This window comes from Curtobacterium sp. SORGH_AS_0776 (assembly GCF_031453355.1).
Taxonomy (GTDB): Bacteria; Actinomycetota; Actinomycetes; order Actinomycetales; family Microbacteriaceae; genus Curtobacterium.
This window is the reverse complement of the sequence record NZ_JAVIYU010000001.1, coordinates 941,553-963,485: the sequence shown is the minus strand read 5'-3', so window position 1 is coordinate 963,485 and position 21,933 is coordinate 941,553. Positions and strand designations below refer to the sequence as shown.

19 protein-coding genes are annotated in these 21,933 nt (G+C 72.7%); 3 read left to right on the top strand and 16 right to left on the bottom strand.

The window, feature by feature from the left end:
- Window positions 1–9 precede the first annotated feature (9 nt).
- The 9 genes from QE359_RS04865 to QE359_RS04825 form a co-directional block, all read right to left on the bottom strand.
- Window positions 10–789 (bottom strand): ATP-binding cassette domain-containing protein, encoded by a 780-nt coding sequence (locus QE359_RS04865; RefSeq protein ID WP_309777946.1) that lies wholly within the window; start codon window positions 787–789, stop codon window positions 10–12.
- Window positions 786–2,513, bottom strand: coding sequence for a dipeptide/oligopeptide/nickel ABC transporter permease/ATP-binding protein (locus QE359_RS04860; RefSeq protein WP_309777944.1), 1,728 nt, complete (start codon window positions 2,511–2,513; stop codon window positions 786–788). Before QE359_RS04860 ends, QE359_RS04865 begins: the two co-directional genes overlap by 4 nt.
- Complete coding sequence (locus tag QE359_RS04855; protein WP_309777943.1) at window positions 2,506–3,567, bottom strand: ABC transporter permease; 1,062 nt, start codon at window positions 3,565–3,567, stop codon at window positions 2,506–2,508. The genes QE359_RS04860 and QE359_RS04855 overlap by 8 nt, the downstream gene beginning before the upstream one ends.
- Window positions 3,568–3,635: 68 nt before the next feature.
- Window positions 3,636–5,216, bottom strand: coding sequence for an ABC transporter substrate-binding protein (locus QE359_RS04850; RefSeq protein ID WP_309777942.1), 1,581 nt, complete (start codon window positions 5,214–5,216; stop codon window positions 3,636–3,638).
- Window positions 5,217–5,326: 110 nt separating this feature from the next.
- Window positions 5,327–6,724, bottom strand: a complete 1,398-nt coding sequence (locus QE359_RS04845; protein ID WP_309777941.1) for an amidohydrolase family protein — start codon at window positions 6,722–6,724, stop codon at window positions 5,327–5,329.
- Window positions 6,717–7,322 (bottom strand): cysteine hydrolase family protein, encoded by a 606-nt coding sequence (locus tag QE359_RS04840; protein WP_092387987.1) that lies wholly within the window; start codon window positions 7,320–7,322, stop codon window positions 6,717–6,719. The genes QE359_RS04845 and QE359_RS04840 overlap by 8 nt, the downstream gene beginning before the upstream one ends.
- A 120-nt stretch (window positions 7,323–7,442) precedes the next feature.
- Window positions 7,443–7,946: a hypothetical protein gene (locus tag QE359_RS04835; RefSeq protein WP_309777938.1), complete on the bottom strand. Its 504-nt coding sequence runs from the start codon at window positions 7,944–7,946 to the stop codon at window positions 7,443–7,445.
- Complete coding sequence (locus QE359_RS04830) at window positions 7,943–8,704, bottom strand: amidohydrolase family protein (RefSeq protein ID WP_309777936.1); 762 nt, start codon at window positions 8,702–8,704, stop codon at window positions 7,943–7,945. The genes QE359_RS04835 and QE359_RS04830 overlap by 4 nt, the downstream gene beginning before the upstream one ends.
- Before the next feature lie 147 nt (window positions 8,705–8,851).
- Window positions 8,852–9,349: a hypothetical protein gene (locus QE359_RS04825; RefSeq protein ID WP_309777934.1), complete on the bottom strand. Its 498-nt coding sequence runs from the start codon at window positions 9,347–9,349 to the stop codon at window positions 8,852–8,854.
- Window positions 9,350–9,459: 110 nt separating this feature from the next.
- Here QE359_RS04825 and QE359_RS04820 point away from each other — a divergent pair, with 110 nt between their 5' ends.
- Entirely contained in the window at window positions 9,460–10,155 is a 696-nt protein-coding gene (locus QE359_RS04820) for a GntR family transcriptional regulator (protein WP_309777933.1), read from the top strand.
- Between the two features lie 63 nt (window positions 10,156–10,218).
- On the opposite strand, the gene QE359_RS04815 is transcribed toward QE359_RS04820, so the two are convergent.
- Genes QE359_RS04815 through QE359_RS04795 form a run of 5 tightly spaced genes read right to left on the bottom strand, consistent with a single transcriptional unit; the run spans window position 10,219 to window position 17,553 of the window.
- Window positions 10,219–11,652 (bottom strand): amidase family protein, encoded by a 1,434-nt coding sequence (locus QE359_RS04815; protein ID WP_309777931.1) that lies wholly within the window; start codon window positions 11,650–11,652, stop codon window positions 10,219–10,221.
- Window positions 11,652–13,649, bottom strand: coding sequence for a primary-amine oxidase (locus QE359_RS04810; RefSeq protein WP_309777930.1), 1,998 nt, complete (start codon window positions 13,647–13,649; stop codon window positions 11,652–11,654). The genes QE359_RS04815 and QE359_RS04810 overlap by 1 nt, the downstream gene beginning before the upstream one ends.
- A gap of 27 nt (window positions 13,650–13,676) precedes the next feature.
- Window positions 13,677–15,224, bottom strand: a complete 1,548-nt coding sequence (locus QE359_RS04805; RefSeq protein ID WP_309777928.1) for a gamma-glutamyltransferase — start codon at window positions 15,222–15,224, stop codon at window positions 13,677–13,679.
- A complete protein-coding gene (locus QE359_RS04800; RefSeq protein WP_309777926.1) occupies window positions 15,221–16,315 on the bottom strand; it encodes an FAD-dependent oxidoreductase in 1,095 nt (364 codons plus the stop codon). The genes QE359_RS04805 and QE359_RS04800 overlap by 4 nt, the downstream gene beginning before the upstream one ends.
- A complete protein-coding gene (locus QE359_RS04795; protein ID WP_309777922.1) occupies window positions 16,312–17,553 on the bottom strand; it encodes an aminotransferase class V-fold PLP-dependent enzyme in 1,242 nt (413 codons plus the stop codon). Before QE359_RS04795 ends, QE359_RS04800 begins: the two co-directional genes overlap by 4 nt.
- 100 nt (window positions 17,554–17,653) lie before the next feature.
- On the opposite strand from QE359_RS04795, the gene QE359_RS04790 reads away from it, so the two are divergent.
- Both QE359_RS04790 and QE359_RS04785 read left to right on the top strand, forming a co-directional pair.
- The gene (locus QE359_RS04790) at window positions 17,654–18,160 is read left to right on the top strand and encodes a RidA family protein (protein WP_309777920.1); all 507 of its coding nucleotides are present in this window, start codon (window positions 17,654–17,656) and stop codon (window positions 18,158–18,160) included.
- A complete protein-coding gene (locus QE359_RS04785) occupies window positions 18,157–19,386 on the top strand; it encodes an MFS transporter (RefSeq protein WP_309777918.1) in 1,230 nt (409 codons plus the stop codon). Before QE359_RS04790 ends, QE359_RS04785 begins: the two co-directional genes overlap by 4 nt.
- Here QE359_RS04785 and QE359_RS04780 read toward each other — a convergent pair.
- Together QE359_RS04780 and QE359_RS04775 are read right to left on the bottom strand one after the other, a co-directional pair.
- Complete coding sequence (locus QE359_RS04780) at window positions 19,373–20,827, bottom strand: aldehyde dehydrogenase family protein (protein ID WP_309777916.1); 1,455 nt, start codon at window positions 20,825–20,827, stop codon at window positions 19,373–19,375. The genes QE359_RS04785 and QE359_RS04780 overlap by 14 nt on opposite strands.
- A 23-nt stretch (window positions 20,828–20,850) precedes the next feature.
- Entirely contained in the window at window positions 20,851–21,870 is a 1,020-nt protein-coding gene (locus tag QE359_RS04775; RefSeq protein WP_309777914.1) for a hypothetical protein, read from the bottom strand.
- Window positions 21,871–21,933: the final 63 nt, after the last annotated feature.

Below are 21,933 nucleotides of genomic sequence, written 5' to 3'. Positions count from 1 at the left end.
CCGTGTCGGTCAGCCGGTCAGGCTGAAGCGGGCGGAGCCGGGGTCCGCGTCGAGCAGCCGGCGCGTGTACCAGTGCTGCGGGTCGGCGTAGATCTGCTCCACGGGGCCGGACTCGACCACCTCGCCCTGGTAGAGGACCACGACCTCGTCGCTGACGCGCTGCACGACGGCGAGGTTGTGCGAGATGAACACCATCGTCAGGCCGAGCGACTCCTTGATGTCGGCGAGCAGTTCGAGGATCTGGACCTGCACCGACACGTCGAGCGCCGAGGTGATCTCGTCGGCGATGACGAGGTGCGGGTCGATGACGAGCCCACGGGCGATCGCGATCCGCTGCCGCTGCCCACCGGAGAACTCGTGCGGGTACCGGTGCATCATGTCCGGTGAGAGGCCGACGCGCTCGAGCCAGCCGCCGATGCGCTCCTCGTGGGTCGCCACGCGCGGGCGGATCGGGTCGATCGCTTCGGCGAGTGTCTGCGCCACGGTGCGTCGCGGGGACAGCGACGAGTACGGGTCCTGCGGGATCATCTGGATGCGGCGCCGGGCGGCGTGCAGGGCGGACCGGTGTGCCGAGCCGAGGTCGACGCCGTCGACCGTCACGCTCCCGGCCGCCGGCTTCACCGTGCCCACGAGCACCTTGGCGAGCGTGGACTTGCCGGAGCCGGACTCGCCGACGATGCCCACGGTGCGGCCGCGCTCGAGACGGAGGTCGACCCCGTGCAGGACGGTCGTCGAACCGAACGCCACGTCGAGCGCGCGGACGTCGATCATCGGGTCGGTGTCGGTCACGCGTGCGCCTCCGTCTGCTCCGAGGGGACCGTCACGACCGGCGTGGCCGCGAGCAGCTGCTTCGTGTAGGGGTGCTCGACCGTGTCCGGGGACAGGCCGGCCACGTCGTCGATGCGTTCGACGATCGTGCCGTTCCGCATCACGAGCACGCGGTCGCACAGCGCGCGGACGACGCCGAGGTCGTGCGAGATGAAGAGCACGGCGGTGCCGGACTCCTCGTTCATGCGCTTCAGCACGGTGAGCACCTCGCGCTGCACGGTCACGTCGAGTGCCGTGGTCGGCTCGTCGGCGATGAGCAGGTCCGGTTTCGTGCTCATCGCGGACGCGATCATCGCGCGCTGCTTCATCCCGCCGGACAGCTGGTGCGGGTACTGCCGCAGGCGGCCTTCGGGGTCGGTCAGCTTGACGGCCCGGAACCCCTGGGTGAGCAGGCGCATCGCGTCGCGGCGGCTGTGGCGCAGGCGCATCCGGAGCACGTCGGAGAGCTGGATGCCGAGGACCATCGCCGGGTTCAGGGCGGTTCCGGGGTCCTGGTAGACCAGGCCGATCCGCGCCGCGAGTTCGCGGTCCGGCACGCGGCCGAGCAGGTCGGTCCCGCCGAGCTCGAGCCGGCGGGCGGACGCCTCGAGCCCCTCGCCGAGGAGCTTGGCGACGACGGAGGCGGTGAGGGACTTGCCCGAACCGGACTCGCCGACGATCCCGAGCACCTCGCCGCGACGGATCGTGAACGAGACGTCGTCCACGAGGGGGCGTCCGCTCGCGCCGTGCAGCACGGTGATGCCGTCGGCGACCAGGACCGCGTCCTCCTCGACGGCGAGCGTCGGGGCCCCTGACGCACGGGTCGTCCGGGCGCGGGTCGTGTTCGAGCGGGGGTTCGCGGCCGCGGCGAGGCCGTCGCCGACGAGCAGGGCGGCGAGCGACGCGAAGGTCAGGGCGACCGCGGGGCCGACGATGACGACGGGGTTCACCACGATGCGGTCGAGGCCGTCGTTGAGCAGGGTGCCCCAGTCGAACGCGGGGGTCTGCGCGCCGAGGCCGATGAAGGACAGGCCGGAGATCTCGACGAGTGCACCGGAGAACGCGCCGGCGATGAGGATGAGCGTCGGTTCGGCCATGTTCGGCAGCACGTGCCGGACGGCGACCCGGTGCGCAGGGACGCCCATCAGCCGGGCCGTCGTGACGTACTCGCTGGTGGAGATCTTCGCGGCGAGGTTCGCGGTCAGTCGGGCGAACCCGGCGATGTTCGCGACGGCGATGGCGACCACCACCTGGACCATGCCCTGCCCGAGGATCGCGGCCACGATGATCGCGACGAGCATCGTCGGGTAGCTGACGGCGAACTCGATGGCACGGAGGCCGAACTCGCGGAGCCGACGCGGCGCGAGCCACACGCCGATGCCGAGCGCGATGCCGACGACGGCCGACAGCGCGGTGGCCGCGAGCGCCATGAGCACGGTCGCGCGGGTGGCGACGAGCGTGCGGGCGAGCATGTCGCGGCCGAGGGTGTCCGTGCCGAGCGGGTGCGCGGCGGTCGACCCGAGTCCCGCGGTGCCGCCGATCCCCGTCGCCTGCGCACCGAGCACGAACGGAGCGACGACGGCGACGACGAGGATCAGGGCGAACATCGCGAGTCCGACGACGAGGCCCGCGTTCCAGGCGAAGGCACGGGGTCGCGCGGGCCGATCGACGGTGGCGGCTCGGACTGCGGTGATGGTGTCAGCCACGCTTCTCTCCGAGGGTGCGCGGGTCGATGAGACCCAGGATGATGTCGATGACGAGGGTGATCACGAGGGAGATCAGGCCGATCACGAAGACCGCGGCGCGGATCACCGGGTAGTCCTTGTCGACCGCGATCGCCTGGACGATCACGCCGCCGAGCCCGGGCCAGGCGAACACCGCCTCGGTGATGAGTGCGGAGCCGAGCAGGGCGGTCAGGATGATGCCGGAGAGCGTCAGAGCCGTGGTGAGCAGGTTCGGCAGCATGTGCTTCGCGTAGATCGACAGCGCCGGGAGCCGCCAGCCGCGCGCGGTGCGCATGTAGTCCTGTTCGAGGATGACCGCGGTCTCCCGACGGACGATGCGGGCGACGGAGCAGGTGCCGCCGACGGTGAGCGAGGCGATGGGCAGCACGGCGGCGGCCCCGAAGTCGTACGCCGGCGAGTACGCCGGCGGGAGCACGTGCAGCAGGACCGCGAAGACGACGACGAACCCGGTGGCGAGCACGTAGGTCGGGATCGAGGAGATGAGTCCGGTGACCGCGGTGAACGTCACGTCGAGCCAGCGGTGGCGGTCGCCGCGGGTCAGCACGCCGACGGTCATCCCGAGCGCGAGCCCGAGGACGAGCAGGAGCAGGACGGCCACGATCGTGATGGTGAGCGTGTACGGCACCGCGGTCATGACGATGTCCATGGCGGGTGCGCGGTACTTGTACGAGTCCCCGAAGTCGCCCTGCACGACCCCGGCGACGTAGTGCCAGAGCTGGACCGGGAGCGGCTGGTCGAGGCCGAGCTGGTGCCGGACGAGCTCGACCTGCGCGAGGGACGCCGTGGGGCCGGCGATGGCCGTGGCCGGGTCGCCGGGGATGAGCTGCACGATGAGGAACGTCACGAGGACGAGCAGCGCGAGGTTGACGACGAGGCCGACCGCGCGGCGGAGCAGGAACCGGCGCCAGGCGCCCCCGAGGCCGGCGGCTCGGGGAGCCGTGGCGGCGGGGGCGCCCTGCGGGTCCGGGGTGCCCGGACCGGGCACGGGGGGATGGTCGACGGTGGTGGTGCTCATCGCGGGTCCTCCAGGTGCTCCGGTCCGGGCGGTGGTGGGGTGGTGCTGGGTGGTGTCGCGTCAGTCGGTCACGAGACGATCCGCATGGCGGACGGGTCCCAGTAGCCCGAGAAGACGTGCGTCTCGAAGCCCTTGCGGGCGACGTAGCGGTGCGTGTCGGTGATGAGCGGGGTCATGTCGACGCGCTCGAGGATCGACTTCTGCGCCGTGGCGAAGTCCGCGCACTGCTGGTCCTCGTCGGTCGTCGCCATCGCGGCCTCGTAGGCCTTGAGTCCCTCGGGGTTGTCGCTCGAGGACACGTTGGTGCCGCCCTCGGGGTAGGTCGGGCCGAGGTACCGGGCGATGGAGAGGTTGATCAGGCCGACCTGGGCGTCCTCGGCCGCGACCGCGACGTCCCAGGTGTCCGGCTTCGTGCGCATCTGCGTCGTCCAGTCGGCGGGGTCCGGCGCGGAGACCTTCACGGTCGCCCCGGCGTTCCGCAGCGACTCCGCGAGGAAGTCCGCCGCGGGGTCCCAGTTCGACATGATGAGCAGGCGGATGGTCTTGCCCGTGAGCTCCTTCGCCGCTGCCTTCGGGTCGTACGACTGCACCATGGAGGAGCCGTCGACGGCGCACCGGTAGCTCGCGGCGTTGACGGTGGTCTGGGCGACCCCGAGCCCGTCGAGACCGGCGTTGTTGAAGCCCTTGGTGTCGATCGCCTGGGCGACCGCCGCACGCAGTGCCTGGTCGCCGGCGAACACCGAGCCGGAGCCCTCGGCCTCGTTGAAGACGAGGTTGTACGCCGAGCTGGCGAACTTCACGGTCGAGTAGTCGCCGCCGGTGAAGCGCTCGGCGTTCGAGTCGTAGAAGCGCGCGACGTCGACGCCACCGGACTGCAGCAGGTTCGCGCTCGTGTTCGAGTCGCCCTGCACGGTCATGTTGATCGTCTTGGCGGGCTTGCCGGTGACGGTCTTCCAGTCCGGCCAGGCGTCGTAGTCCGAACGGAGGGAGTACTGCACGCTCTTGCCCGCGGAGGACTTGGTCAGGGTGTACGGCCCCGACCACGCGCCCTTCACGGTTCCGGCGGCGAGTCCCTTCGGGTCGGCGATGCCGGCCGGGCAGATGACGCCGGTCCCCGGACGGGTGAGCCCGCCGAGCAACTGCGAGTACGGCGAACTGAGGGAGATCGTGAGCGTGCCGGCGGAGTCGTCGGGCGTGAAGGTCGGTTCACCGGAGCCGAAGGCCTGGTTCTTCCACGTCTGCGCACCGGAGTCGTCGAGGCCCACGAGGTACTCGAAGGACTTCGCGACGACGCTCGGTGTGATCTCGGTGCCGTCGGAGCACGTCGCCCCGTCCCGGATGGTGAACTCGTACTTCGAGGCCGACTCGGCGTCCCACTTGGTCGCGAGGCCACCGATGTACCCGCCGTCGTCGCCCTCGCCCTGTCGGAGCAGGGTGTCGAAGCCGAGCCGGGCGACTTCGACGTCCGAGCTGGCCGAGGCCTTCGCCGGGTCGAACGTCGCCGGGGCGTACCAGAGCTCCGCGTTGATCGTGCTGGTCGTCGAGCCGCTGCTGCCGCCGTCGGCGGAGCCGGACGTGCTGCACGCGCTCAGGGAGAGCCCGACGGCGGTCGCCACCGCGACGCCGACGAGGATGCGCTTCCTCACCATGGTGCTGTCCTCCAATGGGATTCGGGGTGATGCCAGGGAGTCAGTCCCAGGGTCGGGTCCAACTTGGATCCAATCTAGGACAATCCGCATCCAACTATGTTTCGTGTGGATTACATCTGATCCGCGCTGAAGACGGTCCGCCCTCCCACGACCGTCCGTTGCACACGTGCTCGGGCGAACTCGTCGGCGGTGCAGTCGCCCGGGTCGACGTCGAGGAGCACCCAGTCGGCCAGGGCTCCGGCGCGCAGGACACCGCGCCGATCGTCCGCGAAGGCGGCGTGCGCCGCACCTCGGGTGTAGGCCGCGACGGCTTCGAGCACCGAGGTGGCCTGGTGCGGGCCGAGGGGCTCGTCGATCCCGCGCATCCGACGGGCAGCGGCCACCGGGACGACCTCGCGCGGGTCGAACGGGAAGTACGGTGCGTCCGAGCCCATCGCGACGACCGCCCCGGCGTCGAGCCACGTGCGCATCGGGTTCACCTCGTCCACCCGGTCACCGAGCCGTCGGCGGAGGCCGGCCGCGTTCTTCCAGGCGATCGAGGGCTGCAGCGACGCGACCACGCCCAGGCGAGCTGCCCGTGCCGCGCTCGCCGGGCTCGGTTCGAGGTAGGCGTGGATGAGCTGGCACCGCAGGGGTGCGACGGGTCGGCCGGTGCGCCCCTCGGCCGTCTCGAGGCCGTCGAGGACCTCGGCGACCGCTCGACTGCCGACCGCGTGGACGCCGAGCCCCCACCCCGCTTCGACGCACCAGGTGGCGAGCCGAGCGAATTCCTCGGCCGAGATGCGCTGCACGCCGTGGTCGCCCCCCGCCCACGGACGCTCGAGCAGGGCCTGACCCTTCATGCCCTCGCCGTCGTAGTAGACCTTGATCGGGCCGAGCCGCAGCATGTCGTCGCCGTCCCCGGTGACGCCGTCGATCGAGCCGAGGACGGCGAGCGCCGCGTCGACGTCGGGAACGGCGGGCGTTCCGAGTTCCGGGTAGGGCATCGCGACGACGCGCATGGTGAGCAGCCCACGACGGTGCGCCTCGCGGTACCCGGCGAGCTCGGGGAGCGTGACCGCGGGGTCGACGACCCCGGTGAACCCCATGGCATGGAGGAGCGGTTGGACCCGACGGATCGCGGCGAGCCGGTCCTCGATCGTGGGTGGAGCGTCACCGAGCCAGTCCGGGGCGTCCGGGTCCGCATCGCCGTCGGCGAGCATCACGGCCGAGAACGCCTCGGCGTCCGCCTCGTCGTCGAGCAGCTGCAGCGCCTTGAGACCGGCCCGTTGTGCGTGAGCGTGCGCGTCGGTGAACCCCGGCAGCACCGTGCCCTCGACGTGGTCCTCCGCGACGGCGCCGATCGCCGCCGCGGCAGCCGCCAACACCTCGGCCAGGGTCCCGACCGCACGGATCCGATCACCGTCGACGAGCATCGCCTCGGCCGTCGGCACGGCGGGGTCCATGGTCCGGATGTGCCCGACGACGACCCGGGCAGTGCCGGACGGTGTGCCGTGCCGATCAGGCACGCGCCGGCTCCCGCTCGTCGAGCCACGACCGCACGTCGTCCGCGGTCACGAGCGCGTCACGTTGCAGGTACGCGATCGCCTCGAGCGCCGCGTCGTGCGCACGCTCGCTCGACCCGGCGACGCAGTCGGTGAGCACCCGCACCGCGTAGTCGTGCTGGTGGGCGTCGGCCGCGGTGTAGTGGATGCACACGTCGGTGAGACCACCGACGAGCAGCACGGTGCCGGCGCGGTAGGCCTTGAGCACGATCTCGAGCTCCGTCCCGAAGAACGCCGAGTACCGACGCTTGCGGATGACGAACTCCTCCGGTCGGGGGTCGATCCACGAGGCGAGCTCCGTCTGCTCGTCACCCTCGATGCAGTGCGGGCCCTCGGCCCCGTCGAGTTCGCGGCCGATGTCGACGAGGTCCGGCTTGTGGACCTCCTGGATGAAGACGACCGGCACCCCGGCGGACCGGCAGTGCTCGATGAGGTCGCGGACGCGGGGCGCGCGTTCCGCGCGACCGCTCATGACGGGGATGCCTGGTGTGGGCATCGTCGAAGCGGCTCCGCCCTGGATGTCGACGACGATCAGGACGGGGTTGCCGGAGACGGCGAGCATGCGGTGGTTCCTTCCACGACGGATCGTGCACTCGGGTGGGGACCGGTGCGCGCCGTCGCCGCCAGTCTCCGACGGCTTCCGACACCGCACGGGTCGTGGGTGTTACAGCGGCGTTAAACCTCAGGTGTCGCGGAGTTCGACGTCGCTCGCGGAGTCCGACACGCTCCGTGCCGCTCGGCGCCGTCGGAACGGCAGCAGTTCCGCGACGCCGACCGGGCCGAACCCGTCGCCGACCGCGACCCACACCCGCGCGTCCGGGGCGTGGTCGCCGAGCAGCTCGGCGCAGACCCCGCACGGCTCGATGAGGTGCAGCGTCCCGCTCGGTCGACGCAGGACGCCGACGACGGACTCGACCGCAGCGCCGGCGACGACCGCTGCGCTCAGGGCCGCGGACTCCGCGCACACGGAGGCCCTGCCCGCCGACGCCTCGACGTGCAGACCCGTGACGACGGTGCCGTCCACCAGGCGGAGTGCCGCGGCGACCTCGTGGACGCCGGCGCGGTACCGGCGCTCGAGCACGTCGGTCGCGACGGCGAGCAGCGAACGGTCGGCCGCGTCCATGCCGGGAGGCGGCCCGTCCAGGACCGGACGGTCCGACGACGCCGGTGCGCGCCCGTCGCTCACGACCAGCCCAGGATCCGCGCCATGTTGCCGCCCTCGACGAGCGCCCGGTCGGCCTCGTCCGGGATCGCCTTCGCGATCTTCATGCGTTCGAGGTCGAAGTCGCTGCCCGGCCACTCGGACCCGAGCAGGATCTTCTCCGCGCCCAGCCGGGCGTAGGCGCGCTTGACGTCGGACATCAGCGTCGCCGAGGTCTCGAGGTAGACGTGCGGGTTCCGCTCGGCGACGATGATCGCCTCGGGCACGTTCCACACCGCGCCCATGTGGGCGATGATCGTCGGCACCGTCGGGAAGCCCTTTGCGATCTCCTCGATCGCGAACGGCGCACAGAACGCGTCGTCGAGGGCGTTGATGAGCACGGGCAGTCCCAGCTCAGCACACACCTCGAACAGCGGGTCGAGCAGGCCGTGGTCCGCCACGTGGTACCCGTGCAGACTCGGGTGCAGCTTCAGGCCGACCAGTCCGCCGTCGGCGAAGTGACGGATCTCGTCGGTCGCGTTCTCCCACTGCGGCATCACCTGCCCGAAGCCGAACAGCCGGTCCGGGTGCGCGGCGACGAGGTCCATCAGGAAGTCGTTCTCGATCCCCTGGGCGAGCGAGCACACCATCGCGCGGTCGACACCGGCTGCGTCCATGCGGTCGAGGATCCGGTTCGCGTCGAACGGCGTGTACGCGGGCGGCTCCTCGCCCGGTCGGACGCCACTGAGGTAGTCGCTGCGGCCACGGCGGTCCTGCGTGGTGTTGTAGGCGTCGATGATCATCGTGGGCGTCTCCTCGTCGGCTGCTCGCGGGGACGATCCGCCCCACATGTCATCCGATACTGCCAGAATTGGATCCAATTTGGTAGCGCCTGGTCGGTCCAGGAGGCGCGGCCCGCCTTGTCCGCGTCCGTCACGGGACCGGGTGGCTCAGTGGACGGCGGCCATCGCCCCCATCGCGAGCACCCCGACGAGCGACGCGATCCGGCGCACCGACTCCACGCGAGCGGCGCGGCGCCGTCCGACGCCCCACGCGACGGCGCCGACGTGCACCGCGACCGCGACCGCGATCGGCAGCAGCAGTGCCCCACCGTGGTGGTGGCCGCCGGCGTCATCGGCGTGCACGGTGCCCAGGAGCACGAACACCGCGCCGAGCAGCATGCCGAGCGCGTGCAGGTGGTCTCCCTGCGGGCGGCTCGGGCGGCGGACGCGGTCGACCAGCGCGGTCACCATCGCGCAGCCGCCGAGCACGACCGCCCAGAACGGCGCCGGCACGAGGCCCAGGGCCGGCAGGTGGACGTCCGCCATCGCGGCGAGCATCACGACCTCGCCGACGAGCGCCGACCACCCCACGCGCCGGTGCCCGGCGGCGCCCAGCACGAGGGCCACGAGCGACCCACTGAGGGTCACGGCGATCAGCACGGTCATGATTGGATCCAATCATGGGTGAGTCGGATCCGGCAACGGGATCCAACACCTGGCAGGATTGGATCCGCAGCGGGGGCTCGCTGCGATGACGCACCGAGGAGACCACTTCCGTGACCACCACCGACGGCAACGCACTCGTCGACGACCTCGCCGCCCGGATCCGCGCGAAGATCATGTCCGGCGAGATCCCGATCGGCGCCCCGCTGCGCCAGGCCGACCTCGCGGCACAGTTCGGGATCAGCCGCACCCCGGTACGCGAGGCCCTGCGGCAGCTGCAGACCGGCGGGCTCATCGAGGTCGTGCCGAACCGCGGCGCCATCGTGCGCGTGCCCGTGCCGTGGGAGGTCCGCGAGGCCTACGAGGTCCGCGCCGAGCTCGAGTCCCTCGCCGCCCGTCGCGCCGTCGACCGCCTCGACGACGCCACCATCACGCAGCTGCGGTCGGTGAACCAGGCGATGTACGAGCGCTCGCTCGCCGCGGCCGAGGGGGAGCAGCCGAAGCAGCGCGAGGGCGTCGACAACGACCAGTTCCACGGGCTCATCTACCAGGCGTCCGGCAACACCCGACTGACCCGCATGCTCGTCGAGATCAACGACGCGTTCCCGCGCAACGTCTCGGCACTCGTGCTGCGCGAGAACTCCCGGCACCGCGAGGAGAACTTCCGCGAGCACGAGGAACTCATCGAGGCCTTCGTCGCCGGTGACCACGAGCGTGCGGCCGGGCTCATGCGCGACCACGTGCTCCGGGCCGGCGAGCACCTCGCCCACTGGTACGAGCGCCGCTCGTCCACCGTCTTCACCGGCTGAGTCGAGCACCCGGCCGAGCCCGAGAGGCGGGGTCGACCCGCGCCTCCCGGCCTCCCGCCTCGTCTACCGGGTCGGAGCCCGCCGGATCCAGCCGGTGGCCTCCTCGATCGCGCGCGTCACCGCGAGCAGCTGCGCCTCGCGGCCGTACCGCCCGACGACCTGCACGCCCACCGGCAGCCCCTCCGGCGTGAACCCGGCGGAGGTCACCACGACGGGGTGCGCGGTCAGCGTGAGCCGGTTCGCGAGCATCTGCCACGTGAAGTAGCGCTCGAAGCGGTGCCCGTCGACCTCGTCGACCCACTCGACGTCGGCGGGCGGCGCGACGACCGGTGTCGCCGGCAGGACCAGCACGTCGTACCGGTCGAGGACCGCGGCCGTGTCCCGGTACAGGCGCGTCCGCCGCTCGTACGCGTCGGCCAGCTGCGTCGCGGTCGTGGCGCGCCCCTGTTCGACGTTGCGGACGTAGTCCGGTCGGAACCCCTTCGCTCCGGCGTAGACGGCGTGCCGACCGCCGAGGAAGAACTCGAACGTCTCGATGGTCTCCCAGGCCTCGTCGGCGCCGGCGAAGTCGGGCTCGGACGCCTCGACCACCGCCCCGAGGCCCGTGAGCTGCTCGGCGAACGCACGGTGCACGGCTCGGACCGACGGGTCGATCGGCAGGCCGCCGGCGTCGTCGCTCCACGCGACCCGGAGTCCGTCGACCTCGACCGGACGCACCGGGTGCCGGGTCATCGCGGACATCGGCCAGACCGACTGCTCGACCGCCAGGGCGTCCATGAATCGCGCTGCGTCCGCCGAGTCGCGCGCCATCGGCCCGGTGACCCCGTGCGGCGTCCAGGCGTTGCCGGTCCGGCCGCTCGGCACACGACCGGGGCTCGGCCGGACACCGACGACGTTGCAGAACGCGGCCGGGTAGCGCAGGCTCCCGCCGCTGTCGGAGCCGTCGGCGATCGGCAGCATCCGTCCGGCCAGGGCCGCCGCGGCCCCACCGCTCGATCCACCGGCGTGCCGCGAGGTGTCCCAGGGGTTCACGGTCGTGCCGAACACCGGGTTGAAGGTGAGGACGCCCTGCCCCATCTCCGGCGTGTTCGTCTTCCCGATGATGATCGCGCCGGCATCGCGCAGGAGCGTCGCGAGGACGCTGTCGTGCTCGGCCGGACGCGCGTCGGCGAAGGCCGCCGAACCGTTCGTGGTCGGCAGGCCGGCGACGTCCATCAGGTCCTTCACCGCGGTGGGCAGACCGTGCAGGAGCGGGAGGGGTTCGCCGGCGGCGCGGGCCTCGGCGGTGCGGCGGTCGGCGGCCTCCGCGGCGGCGAGCGAGACCGAGTCTGGCTGCTGGGAGACGACTGCCCGGAGGCGCGGGTTACGCTCCTCGATCCGGTCCAGGTGGGCGCGCATCACCTCCACCGCCGACACCTCGCGGGTGGCGACGGCGTCGGCCAGGCGGACGGCGGACCAGTCGGCGAGGTGCTCCGGGGTGTGCTCGGGCGCGGGCATCAGCGGCCGCCCTCGTGGTCGTGCTGCTGCTCGGCGTGGACGTGCCCGTCGTGTGCCGAGTGCACGTCGTGGTCGTGCCCGGCGTGGTCGTGGCCGGCCCCCGGCGCGCAGTGGTCGGTCGCCGACGGCGGGACGTCGAGCGAGGGGTTCCGGTCGAAGAAGCCGTCCGGTTCGAGCCGGAAGCCGATCCGGTCGACGGGCATGATCGGCCACTGCTCGGGCCGCGGGAAGTGGTGCACGCCGAGGACGGGCCACAGCACGAGCCGCTCGTTCTCGAGCGACCGGTCCGCCTGCTGCCAGACGTGCACCCCGTCGTCACCGAGCTCGCCCTGGTTCGGGTACTCGCCGGCGATGAAGCGCTCCTCGGGGTCGAACGCGCTCGCCCACAGGTGCTTCGCGACGAACGGCGCCTTGCGCTCCACGATGCTGCCGGGCCGGACGTGCAGCTGGGCCGTGTTCTGGACGGCCAGTCGGTAGGCCGTGCTCTCGCCGTACCGGTTCTGCGCCGACTCGCTCTCGATGCGCCAGTGCAGCGCGCGCGCCGGGTCGGTCATCCGGGCGCCGTCGGCCTCGGAACCGATCGGCGTCTCGACCGCGATGCAGGCGTTGCCGTAGGGGTTCAGGGCCTCGTCGGGCTCGGGCTCGGCGTGCACTTCGACCAACCGGTTCAACGGCCCGTCGACGGCGGTGTCGAGGCGGACGGCGAAGTAGTGCTGGTGGGTCGGTGCCTGGACGTTCGGCGCCACCATCCGGCCGTACCGCGGCGTCTCCCCGTCGGCGATGCCGGACACCGACATGATCCCGGTGAGCTTCACCTCGAGCTCGATCGAGCCGTCCTGGTAGAGCGACCAGTAGAAGCCGTAGTCGTAGTTCGCCACGGTCGCGAAGCTCGAGATCACGAGTCGACGGCTGCGCCGGACCTCGGCACTGCCGGTGCGGGTGTTGACGTGCTTCCAGAGGATCGAGTCGTCCTCCTCGTGCAGGCAGATGCCGTTGACGATGGTCTGCGGCTCGCCGTGGCCGTCCAGGAAGTCGACGTCGAAGTACCGGATCTCCCCGAGGCAGTCGCAGCCGAGCTCGAGGCTCGCCGTGAGCGGGCCGGCGCCGTACTCGCCCCAGTCGAAGAAGTTCTTCCGGTACGCGGTCGGGTCGCTGTCCAGGTACGGCACGTACATCTCGTTGACGGCCGCGCGGTGCAGCACCGGTCGCTCGACGTCGCCGTCGCGGTAGGACAGGTCGTGCAGCACGAGCCCCTCGCGGTGCGAGAAGCCGACTCGGAACGTCCAGTTCTGCCAGCGGACCTCGTGTCCGTCGATCGTGAAGCCGGGACCGTCCGGCTGGACGATGTCGAGCGCCGACACCTCGCGGTCCGGCCCCCAGGTGCCGGAGGTGTAGACGCCGGTCTCGCTCGCCATCGGGACGACGCCGTGGTCCTCGATGCGGATGACCTCGAGCGTGTCCAGGTCGAGGATCGGGACGAGCCCCGCGACCGGCCGGGCGTAGCCGTTGTCCTCGGGGAACTCGCGGTACCAGACGGTGCCCCAACTGAGACGGCGGTCGGCGAGGTCCTCCGGGACGAAGCCGGTGATCGACTCCGGGTCGACCCAGACGAGCGAGGTGTCGGTGATGCCGCGCTTGGCCAGCGCCTCGATGATGAGCGGCGACTTCCGAGCGGCCTGCGCGATGAGCCGGGCCTCGTCGCTCGAGACACCCGGGCGGCGGTGGTCGACGTCGGTCCACAGCTCGACGATCGCCGGCGAGTCCGGGCCCGCGGTCCAGCCGCGCACCTCCCAGGCGGCGTGGGCGTCCGGGTCCATCACGACCATGCGGACCGGCCGGGCACCGCCGGCCACGGTCCCCCGGGCCTTCTCCTCGTCGAGGGCGATCCCCCAGAAGCGCGGTCGTGCACCGATCCGACCGGAACCGCGGACCGCGGCGACGAAGGAGGCGATCTCGGCGGAGGTGAGCGGATCGAGGACGTGGGCGGTGCTGCTCATGGGCTTCCTTCTCGGGTGGATCGGGGATCAGTTGGCGTGCAGGACGACGGCGCGACCGTCCGCGCGGGGATCGCTCGCGGCGTCGAGGTGGCCGTCGGCGTGCAGTCGGACGGTCTGGACGTGCCCGGCCTCGTCGACCGGGCCGGCGGTCCGTGCGACGGGCAGGCCGAGCACTCCCGCGGCGGCGATCGCGTCGTCGGTCCCCGGTTCGGCGACGAGCGTCATCTCCTCGTGGCCGAGATCGCGCGCACCGACCACGAAGCGCGGGCGGCCGAGCACGGCCACGGGGTCGCTGTCGGCGTCGACGAGGTCGCTGGCGACCTGGGCGAGGATCCACGGCTGGGCGCTGCCGCCCTGGCACCCGAGGGCGACGACGAGACCGTCGGTCTCGGCGATGACCGGCAGCAGTGTGTGCGGCGGGCGCAGACCGGGACCGACGTGGCCCGGGTGCGCGGGGTCCGTGCTGAAGGCGGAGCCGCGGTTGTGCAGGACGACCCCGGTACCGGGGTCGAGGATGCCCGACCCGAACAGCTGGTAGACGCTCTGGATGAGGGTGACCACGGTGCCGTCGGTGTCCGCCGCGGTCACCGCGACCGTGTCGCCGAGTGCACGTCCGGCCCGGGGCAGGGTGCCCGCGCGGCCGGTGTCGCGCGGATCCGTCATCGCGGCGACGTCGATCGGACCGCCACGGGGGTCGCCCAGCTCGGCCTGCCGGACGAGCGCGGCGCGGTGCACGGCGTCGACGAGCTCGGCCGTGCGGTCAGCGGCTCCCGCCGCGTCGGCGAGCGCCTCCGGCAGGATGCCGAGCAGCACGACGCCCTGCGTGGGCGGCGGCGCCACCCACCATCGGACGCCGGCGACGTCGGCCTGCTCCGGCTCGGCGAGCTCGGCCTCGTGCGCGGCGAAGTCTGCCTCGGTGTGCGCGCCGCCCAGTTCCCGGAGCCGTGCCGTGATCGACGCGGCGATCCGACCGCGGTACATCGCGCCCGGGTCCGCAGCCAGTTCGGTGAGCGTCGCGGCGAGCGCGGGCTGCACGAGCCGGTCGCCCGTGCCGAGCAGCCCGCCGGCGCCGTCGCCGAAGACGTCGGTCATGCCGGCGTCGGCGCGGATCTCGTGCTCGCGGAGCGCGACGGCACGGGCGAGGCCGGCGGAGACCGGTGCCCCCTCGGCCGCGAGTCCGGCGGCTCGGAGCAGCGCCGGACGGAGGCCCAGCCGGCCGCCGAGCGCGTCGATCGCCTGCCAGCCGGCTACGACGCCGGGCACGGTGACGGTCTGCGCGCCCTGCCGCGGCATCCGCTCCTGCTGCGCGAGCGCGGCGACGTCGATCCCGCTCGGAGCGGCGCCGGCGGAGACCACGGCGGTCACGCCGTGTCCGGGCCGACGGACGAGGGCCACGAGGTCACCGCCGATGCTGCACTGGTGCGGGTACACGACGGTCAGCGCTGCGGCGGCTGCGAGCGCGGCGTCGATCGCGTCGCCGCCGGCCGCGACCGCTTCGGCCGCGGCGTCGAGCGCGGCGGGGTGCGGTGCGGCGACGGCGACCCGACGGGACCCGGGTGCGGTGGGCTCGGTCATGCGGTGGTCACCATCCGTGCGGGGCTGAGGAAGTCGAGATCAGGACGGTCGACGCCCTGGACCAGGTCGGCGACGGCCTCGCCGATCGCCGGCCCGAACTTGAACCCGTGCCCGGAGCAGGCGGCGGCCACGAGGACCTCGGGCTCGTTCGGCAGCGCCCCGACGACGAAGCGCTTGTCCGGCGTCATCGTGTACAGGCAGGCGATCGCCTCGCCGCCCGCGGTGTCGATCCCGGGGACGAACCGTTCGAAGAGCTCGGCCAGGTGGGCGGCCTGCGCCTCGGTCGGCGGTGCGACGGGCACGTCGGGGTCCCAGACCGGGCCGGCGTCGATCCCGATCTTGGCGCCCGACCCGGCGGCCTCGGGCAGGCCGAAGACGAGTCCCTCCGGCAGGTCGACGGAGAAGCACCCGAGTGCGGGCGGTTGCGCGATCGCCTGACCGGTCGGGACGGTGAGGGTGACGATGCGCCAGACCTCGAAGAACGCGGCAGCCTCCGGCACGAGCTGCGACGCCCAGGCGCCGCCGGCCAGGACGAGGCGGCGAGCGTGGATGCTGCCGCGGTCGGTGCGGACCGTGACGACGCCGTCGTCGACCCGCCGGTCGAGCACGGTCTCGCCGAAGCGCAGGTCGGCTCCGGCCGCAGCGGCCGCCGACTGCGCGAAGGCGAGCGCACGTGCGGCCTCGAGGACGCCGGCGTCGGGGTCGTGGACCGCCCCGTACGTCTCGGGGGGACGCAGTGAGGGCGCGAGCGTCCGCCACGCCTCGCGATCGACCGGGAGGCTCGCCCCGCCCTGCATCGTCGGCTCGCCCCGGTGGGCGTACAGTCCGCCGGTCGGGTGCAGGAAGGGCGCACCGGCTGCGGTCCCCCACCGTTCCCACCCGCGGTACGCACGGTCGACCAGGTCGTTCCAGACCGGGCTCGGGTAGGCGCGGCGGATCATCCGCGTCGCGCCGTGCGACGAGCCCCTGGTGTGCCCCGGGGCGAACCGCTCCACCGCGACGACGTCGAGGCCACGGCGGGCGAGTTCGTGTGTCGCCGCGGACCCGTGGATCCCGAGACCGAGGACGACGACGTCGTGCACCGCGGTCATGCCCGGGCCTCGGCCACGACGTCGGCGATGCCGTCGAGCAGGACCCGGACGTCCTCGTCGTCGTTGTACACGTGCGGCGACACCCGGACGACACTGGGCAGTCCGCGGGCTCCGAGGTCCCACTGCGCGTGGCTGGCTGGAACCGAGATCGAGTCGATCCGGCGGTGGCGCAGTCGCGCGGAGACCTCCTTCGAGGCGACCCCGTCGACCGTGAAGGTGACGATCGCGGAGGGTGACGCGACCGGGTCGGCGACGCGCACGCCGTCGAGACCGTCGAGGGCGTCCCGGATCCGGGAGCCGAGGCCGACGAGGTGCGCCTCGGTCGCCGCGGGTCCACGCTCGAGCGCCTCGCGCAGCGCCACCCCGAGGCCGAGCCGCGCGGCGACGGAGCACTCCCACGTCTCGAGCTGCCTGGCGGTCCCGTCCATCGTCCACTCATCTTCGCCCGTCCAGACCGCACCGCGGACATCCGGCGCCCACGCACCGACGCCCTCGAGCGTGCCGCGACGCAGGTACGCCATGCCCGTCCCGCGCGGACCACGGAGGAACTTCCGGCCGGTCGTGACGAGTGCGTCGCAGTCGACGGCCCGGACGTCGATGTCGATCTGGCCCACGGACTGCGTGGCGTCGACGACCGTGAGGGCCCCGTGCCGACGGGCGACGGCCGCGATCTCGGCGACCGGTTCGACGAGCCCGGACGATGTCGGGACGTGCACGGCGCTCACCACGACCCGACCGGTGGCCCCGGCGACGGCACCCTCGAGCGCCTCGAGGTCCATCGCACCGCTGGCGTCGCTCGGCACGACCACCAGCCGGACGTCGTCGTGCCGCTGCATGGCGAGCAGCCGGAGCGCCTGGCTCACGTAGCTCGACCGTGGCGCGACGACGGTGTCGCCGGCACCGAGCCGGAGCGCGTCGAAGACGCCGCGGAGGCCGCTCGTCGCGCTGTCGAACAGGGCGATCTCGTCCGCCTCGGCGCCGAGCAGCGCGGCGGCCGACGTGTACACCGCTGCGACGTCGTCGGCGACCTCGTTGGCTGCTTCGTACCCACCGACCCGCTGTTCGCGACGCAGGTGGGCGACCACGGCCTCCAGGACACCGTCGCTGACCAGGCCGGCGCCGGCCGCGTTGAAGTAGTGGCGTCCCGCGGTGCCGGCCGTGCGTGACCGCTCGGCGGCCACGTCGATCACCGCCGTTGCCGGGTCGGCGCGTGTGCCGTCCTCCAGACCGATCGTCATGTGGCGGGTCCTCCCTCGTGCGCGTCACCCCCGGACGCTGAATGGATCCCATCATAAACAGGTTGTATCCATTCACGCCACCGCCGGATACTGTTGCCGCATGGAGCACTCCGCTGAAGCCCGCGCCCAGGAACTCGGACTCGTCATCCCGGACTACGCGAACCCGCCCTACGGTGGCCGCTACGGCAGTTCGCTCCGCGCGTTCCACCGCACCGGTGACCTGCTGGAACTGAGCGGCATGACGCCGGAGTCGCGGGACGGCACGATGCTGCACCCGGGCGCCGTGGGCGTCGACATCACGCTCGAGCAGGCGCAGGAGGCCGCCCGGTACACGGCGGTGAACGCCCTCGGCATGATCCGGTACGCACTCGGCTCGCTGGACGAGGTCGCCGCACTCTCCCGAGGGCTGTGCTTCGTCCTCTGCCCGCCCGGCTTCGAACAGCTGAACCAGGTGTCGAACGCGGCGAGCGACCTGCTCTTCGACGTGTTCGGGCCGGACGTCGGTCGGATGGGCCGGGCGTCCATCGGCGCGACGGCCCTGTCGCGGAGCGCCTGCTTCGAGCTGTGGCTCAGCCTGGAGTGCCGCCCGCGCCGAGCCGGGGCGTGAGACCGCTCGCCGAGACCGGCGTCCGGGGAACGGCCTTCTGGCTCCTCGTCCTGGCCTCGACCGCCGGGTACGTCGTGAACGGCGCGAGCACCCCGGTCGTCCCGCGCCTGGCGACGGACCAGCTCGGCGCCGACCCGGCACTCGGCGGACTCCTCGTCTCGCTCGCGGGCTTCGTCGCGATCGGGGCCATGCCCGTGGCCGGCGTCCTGAGCGACCGGCTCGGAGCACGTCGTGTGCTGCTCGGCGCCGGGCTGCTGGCGGCGGTCGGGCTCGGGGTCGTGCTCGTCGCACTGAGCCTCCCGGCGCTCGCGGTCAGCCGCGTCGTGTTCGGTGCGGGCAACGCCGCGACCGCCACGGCCCTGACCGCCTGGGTCGTCGCCGAGATCCCCGTGACGCAGCGGAGCCGCGCACTCGGCCTGTTCGGGCTCGCCGTCTGGATCGGCCTCGCGCTGGGGCCGGTCGTCGGCGAGAACCTGTACCAGTCCGCGGGGCACCGCACCGTGTGGATCGTCGCGATCGGCGCACAGCTCGGCGGGCTCGCCGTGGCGCTGCTCGCCCGCGGCGGGTCGGCGCCGGTCCCCCCGCTGGCGCACCGCAGCTCGACCCGGCCGACGGGGAGCGGCCTCGCACCGGTGCTGCGCGCGGTGGTGCGCCCCGGCGTCGCCGGACTCGTCGCATGGGCCGCCGAGGGCTTCATGATCGCGTTCCTCATCCAGCACCTCGTCGGACAGGGCGTCGGCGCGCAGGGGCTGACCGGCGCCGCGAACGTCTTCACCGTCTTCGCGGCGAGCGTCGTCGGCGTGCGACTGCTCCTCGGCGGCCTGCCGGACCGGATTGGACCCGTCCGCACGGCGAGGGGCGCCCTGGTCGTCCTCGCCGCCGGACTCGTCGTCCTCGCCCTCGCGCGCGACTTCCCGACGGCCGCCGCGGGGGCCGTGCTGGTCGGCGCCGGCTACTCACCGCTGTTCCCGACGCTCACGATCCTGGCCACTCGAGCACTCGACGACCGGAGCCGTGCGACCGGTGTGGGCGTGTTCTCGGCCGTCACGAGCGCCGGCTACGCCCTGGGGTCGCTCGCGGGCGGGGTCCTGGTGTCCGCCGTGGGTTCCGGCTGGGCCCTGGTGGTGCTCGCCCTGTTGCAGCTCACCGCCGTGCCCGCGCTCGGCTGGCACGACGGTGGCCGCGGCCCGGGTCGCGACCCCGGGCGTGGGCTCAGAGCGCGATGACGACGCTCTTCGACTCGCAGAACGCCCGCAGCGCCTCCTCGCCGAGGTCCCGGCCGAGACCCGACTCCCCGACGCCGCCGAAGGACAGCGCCGGGTCGAACAGGTTGTAGGTGTTCACCCACACCGTCCCGGCGTGCAGGCGCTGGCCCATCCGGTGCGCTCGCGCGAGGTCGCGTGTCCAGACGCCGGCCGCGAGTCCGTACGTCTGGTCGTTCGCGATGGCGATCGCCTCGTCCTCGTCGTCGAACGGGATGACCCCGACGACGGGCCCGAAGATCTCCTCGCGCGCGATGGTCATCGTGTTCGAGACACCGGTGAAGAGCGTCGGTTCGACGTAGTACCCGGGGCGCTCGGGGACGCCGCCGCCGACCGCGACCGTCGCGCCCTCGGCCTTGCCCTGCTCGATGTACCCGAGGACCTGCTGCCGCTGTTCCTCGGACACGAGCGGTCCGACGGTGATCCCGCCGTCGAGGCCGTCGCCGACCGGGACCTTCCGGACGGCGGCGACGAGACGCTCGGTGACCGCGTCGAGCACCGATCGCTGGACGAGCAGCCGACTGCCGGCGGTGCACATCTGGCCGGAGTGACCGAACGACGCACGCATCGCGGTGACGACGACCGCGTCGAGGTCGGCGTCCTCGAAGACGATGTTCGGGCTCTTGCCGCCGAGCTCGAGCGTCAGTCGCTTGAAGTCCGCGCTCGCGGCGGTCATCACCTTGCGACCGACCTCGGTGCTGCCGGTGAACGAGACCTTGTCGACGCCCGGGTGCGCGGTGAGCGCCGCGCCGACGCGGCCGTCACCGGTCAGGACGTTGACGACACCGGCGGGGACACCGGCTTCCTCGCAGATCGCCGCGACGCGGAGCATCGTGAGCGGCGTCTGCTCGGCGGGCTTCACGACGACCGTGCACCCGGCGGCGAGCGCGGGTGCGAGCTTGAACGCCCCGGTCATGATCGGGAAGTTCCAGGGCAGGATGAGCGCCGCGACGCCGACTGGCTCGAGGGTCGTGTAGACGTGGTGCTGCCCACCGTCGACCGGGACGACGGTGCCGGTCAGGCGCGACGGCGCACCCGCGTAGTAGCGGAAGACCCGGGCCGAGGTCGCGGTGTCCGCACGGGACCGCTCGATCGGCTTGCCGTTGTCGCGGGTCTCGAGTACGGCGAGCTCCTCGAGCCGCTCCTCGATGAGGTCGGCGACGCGACCCAGGATCCGGCTGCGGTCGTGCGGGCTCATGCCGCTCCACCGGCGATCCTCGTGCGCCCGGCGGGCGGCGGCGACGGCGGCGTCGATCTCGACGGGGCCGGCCTGCGGCACCCGGGTGAGCAGGGCCTCCGTCGCCGGGTCGAGGACGTCGAGCAGCTCGGCGCCGTCCGGTGCGGTCCAGGTCCCGTCGACGAGGAACGGCTCGAGCGGGGCCAGGGGAGCGAGCGTGTCTCGCATGGTGGGTCCTAACGGTGGTGGGTTCAGGGGCGGTCGAGCAACCGGGCTGGCTCGTCCACCGTGATGCGGGTGAGGACGTCGTCCGGCACCCCGAGCGCGCGGAGCCCCGGGACGACGCGGGCGGTGAGGTGGTCGAGGCCGTGTCCCCCGTGACGGCGGAGCTGCCCCTTGGTCCAGGTCGCGTGCCCGAACACCCACCGGGTCTCCGGCGCCGATCCGCGCAGGGCCAGGAAGGCGTCCAGGCGCTGGGGGTCGCTGGCGTTCCGGATCCGGCCGACGTGCGATCCCTCGTTGCCGAAGCAGAGCTCGAGGACGGCGCCGGCCTGCCCGAGGTCCCGCAGGTACGGCAGGTCGAGGAACTCGTCGACCGTCGAGAAGACGACGCGGCTCGGGTCGACACCCTCGGCGACCACGTGTGCGAGCACCTCGAGCCCGTTCCGGGCGTCGGCCGCCAGCCGGACGACGACGGCTGCACCGGTGGTCACGGCGGCCCGGGCCGCTGCCGTCAGGCTCCGGCGTTCCTCGGTGCCCTCGGCGGTGGCGAACGCCGACGTGGTGCCCATCAGTCCGAGGATGCCGGCGCGGTAGTGGGTTCCCGGGACGGCGTCGGTGAGCGCACGCTCGAACAGCCCCTGTCGCCCGTCGGTGTCGAGTTCGGTGAACCAGTCCGGCACCAGGCGCGGCAGGTAGGCGCCGTAGCCCGCGACGACGTCGACGCCGCTCGCCAGCGCGAGTTCGGGTAGCCGGGCGTGGTCCGGCCCGAAGCCGAGCGAGCTGAGGTCGACCCCCAGTCCGAGCCCGCCGGCACCCGCGATCCGCAGCTCGTCGGCGAGCAGGTCGATGTCGTCGAGGCGCAGGTTGTCGGCCAGCGCCAGCTGACTCCACCGCAGGGCCGCGGCGAGGTCCGCCGTGACGGCGAGGCTCGGTTCGAGCTGCTCGACCCCCGGCCGCTGCAGCGCGCTCGCGTCGGTGAGCAGGTGCTCGTGCATCGACACCGGGCCCGTCCCGGACGACTCGACGGGACCGAGGACGGTCTGGATCACGACGTGCCTTTCACCGTGGCGGACTTGACGGATCCAATCTACATCGGTTTGGATCCCTCTTGT